General features: G+C 58.2%; 4 protein-coding genes. All 4 read left to right on the top strand.

Going from position 1 to position 2772, the window contains the following annotated elements:
- A partial coding sequence (locus ACEW8G_RS15050; RefSeq protein ID WP_373489212.1) for an HAD-IC family P-type ATPase occupies positions 1–596 on the top strand: 596 nt, incomplete at its 5' end.
- The gene (locus tag ACEW8G_RS15045) at positions 593–1054 is read left to right on the top strand and encodes a hypothetical protein (protein WP_373489211.1); all 462 of its coding nucleotides are present in this window, start codon (positions 593–595) and stop codon (positions 1052–1054) included. The genes ACEW8G_RS15050 and ACEW8G_RS15045, both read left to right, overlap by 4 nt.
- 55 nt (positions 1055–1109) lie before the next feature.
- Positions 1110–2462: a hypothetical protein gene (locus ACEW8G_RS15040; RefSeq protein ID WP_373489210.1), complete on the top strand. Its 1353-nt coding sequence runs from the start codon at positions 1110–1112 to the stop codon at positions 2460–2462.
- A 7-nt stretch (positions 2463–2469) separates the two neighbouring features.
- A partial coding sequence (locus ACEW8G_RS15035) for a hypothetical protein (RefSeq protein WP_373489209.1) occupies positions 2470–2772 on the top strand: 303 nt, incomplete at its 3' end.

The following is a 2772-nucleotide window of genomic DNA, read 5'->3' as shown; positions in this document are numbered from 1 at the left end:
TCTCTGTCGATGGCCAGGCGGCCGGCGTCATCGCGATTGCCGATCCGGTGAAGCCTACGACGCCTAGCGCGCTTGCCGCGCTCAAGGCCGAGGGTATTCGCGTCATCATGGTCACCGGCGATAACCGGGTCACGGCAGAAGCCGTGGCACGGCGCCTTGGGCTCGATGAGGTGGAGGCCGATGTCCTGCCTGATGCAAAAAGCGCCGTGGTCGCGCGACTGAAAGCCGAAGGCCGCATTGTCGCGATGGCAGGAGACGGCGTCAATGATGCCCCCGCGCTCGCGGCTGCCGATGTCGGCATTGCAATGGGCACCGGCACGGATGTCGCTATCGAAAGTGCCGGGGTGACGCTGGTCAAAGGCGACCTCAACGGCATTGTCCGCGCTCGCCGCCTCAGCGGCGCGACCATGCGCAACATCCGCCAGAACCTGTTCCTCGCGTTCGTTTACAACGCCATCGGCGTGCCCGTCGCTGCCGGGGTTCTATATCCATCGCTTGGACTACTGCTCTCGCCCGCCATCGCCGCTGCTGCCATGGCGTTGTCGTCAATATCGGTTGTCGGCAATGCCCTTCGTCTGAGAAATGCCAACCTGTGAAGCCGCTGGCTGAACATCCTGCGGTCAACATCGCGGTGTTTGCGCTGTTGCTCAGCCTGCCATGGGAGTTCGGCCAGATGTGGCTGTACGCAGGCACATCCGATATGTCGCACCTTACGGGCATTCAGATCTGCATGGCGGCGACCTTTGGCGACGCTGTCATCATGTTGGTCGCGTTTGGCATCATAGCTGCGCTCACGCGATCAACCGCATGGGTTAGCGCGCCAAAGTCATCGCAGGTCACCGGATTCGTCCTGATTGGTTTGGCCATCACAATCGCCGTTGAGATAATTGCGACACGCTCGAATGGGGTGTTCAGCTGGCGCTACGCTGCTGCGATGCCGGTTACGCCGTGGCTGCATATCGGGATTGCGCCGCTGCTGATGTGGGTGGTCGTCCCGCTGTTGGTGCTTTGGTTCGTCAAACGGCAAATCGGGCATTTGGCGTCGGGATCATGACAGCTGGCTATCGTTGCTATATGGCTCTCGCTCTTGAGAACTGGGCAGGCAATCAGTGACGAAAGACCGATGCCTCAGCGAAAAATCGTTAGCGGTAAAAACGCCAGACGCGGTGCAACAGTCCGCGCTCGCAGTTGGCAGTGGAGGGGCTGACCGGCTCAATCACGACTGTTTTTGCATTACCCTCGATCGCTCGGTCCTATTGGAGACGCTCGATGCCGGAGCTGATTTTCCCGGCTTCGCTGCTGACCTTGCTCGTACCCATCCGTCGCTGTTCTCGAACGTTCCAGTGTTTGTTAGCAGGGTTATGATGGCGATAATGGAAAGTGTTGTCGCAGCGGCAGAAGCAGCAGCGAAGCTAGACGGGTTTGTGGCTGCCGCGATGACATGGGCGCCTCCCACCGCCCGGGCAGACTTCGGTCCAATCGGCGCCCTGATGGGCTATGACTTCCATATAACGGACGACGGACCGCGTCTGATCGAGATCAATACCAACGCCGGTGGCGCGTTCCTAAACTTCGCGCTTGCAAGAGCGCAGCGTGCCTGTTGTCTGCAGGTACAATCCCTGGTCGACCGGATTGCCCCGCAGCAAAATTTTGCTGATCAGGTCGTCGCCATGTTCATCGCCGAGTGGCAGCTGCAGAGGGGTGTGGGCCGCCCATCAACAATTGCCATTGTCGATGATGATCCTGACGCACAATTTCTCCTGCCTGAGTTTAAGCTGGCACAAGCAATCCTTGAAGCTGCTGGGATCAGGACGGTCATTGCCGACCCCGGCAAGTTCCGATTTGATGGTGCAACTTTGACCCTCGATGGGCTAGCAATCGATCTGATCTACAATCGCCTGGTTGATTTTGCCCTGGCCGAAGACAGCCATGCTGCACTAGCAGCAGCCTACAATTGCGGCGTTGTGGTGGTATCGCCAAATCCTCACAACCATGCACTGCTGGCCAATAAACGCAACCTGAGTTTGTTGTCCGACCCAGCTGCCCTCAAGAGTTGGGGACTGTCGGCGCCGCATCGCGCGGCATTGCAACTCGCTGTCCCAGAGACTGTCATCGTCAGTCCGGTCAATGCTGATAGCTTATGGGCAAACCGGCGGAACCTGTTTTTCAAACCGGCCGATGGTTACGGGAGCAAGGCCGCATACCGAGGCGAGAAGCTCACCCGCAAAGTACGGGCAGAGATCCAAAGCAGAGACTATGTCGCTCAATGCTATGCGCCGCCGAGCAACCGGATTGTCATGCAAAACGAATCAACGACCGAGTTCAAAACAGATATCAGGCTTTACACCTACGCTGGATCTACCGTGCTTGCGGCTGCGCGTCTCTATCAAGGACAAACCACCAACATGCGAACACCCGGCGGCGGGTTCGCACCAGTTCTGCAGATCGATTCTGCAAACTAGGCAGACTGTGTTCGGCAGACCCAGCGATCGTGTAGCTGATCTTGAGCGTCACCGAATCGAAGCCACGCAACTGGCTATTAATTATGAGATCGAGCGGTGGACGATATCGCAGGAGTTTCGGGGCGGCTCATCGGCAGCTTCCAGTCAAAAGCAGCCATCCGCGCCAATTTCACTGAACGACTTATTATGGGTCGGAAGCCGTCACGGCTCAGATCGGGCCGCTAATGGCGGCTTTGCCCCGCTTTCGAAAAATTCCTGCGGGTCAGCAAACGACCCCGAAGCCGCCTATATGAATGTATCAGGCTCGGCG

Origin of the sequence: Blastomonas sp. (genome assembly GCF_041747255.1) — a bacterium.
Classification (GTDB): Bacteria; Pseudomonadota; Alphaproteobacteria; order Sphingomonadales; family Sphingomonadaceae; genus Blastomonas.
Note: the sequence above shows the minus strand (reverse complement) of the source record. Positions and strands in the feature narration are given on the sequence as shown.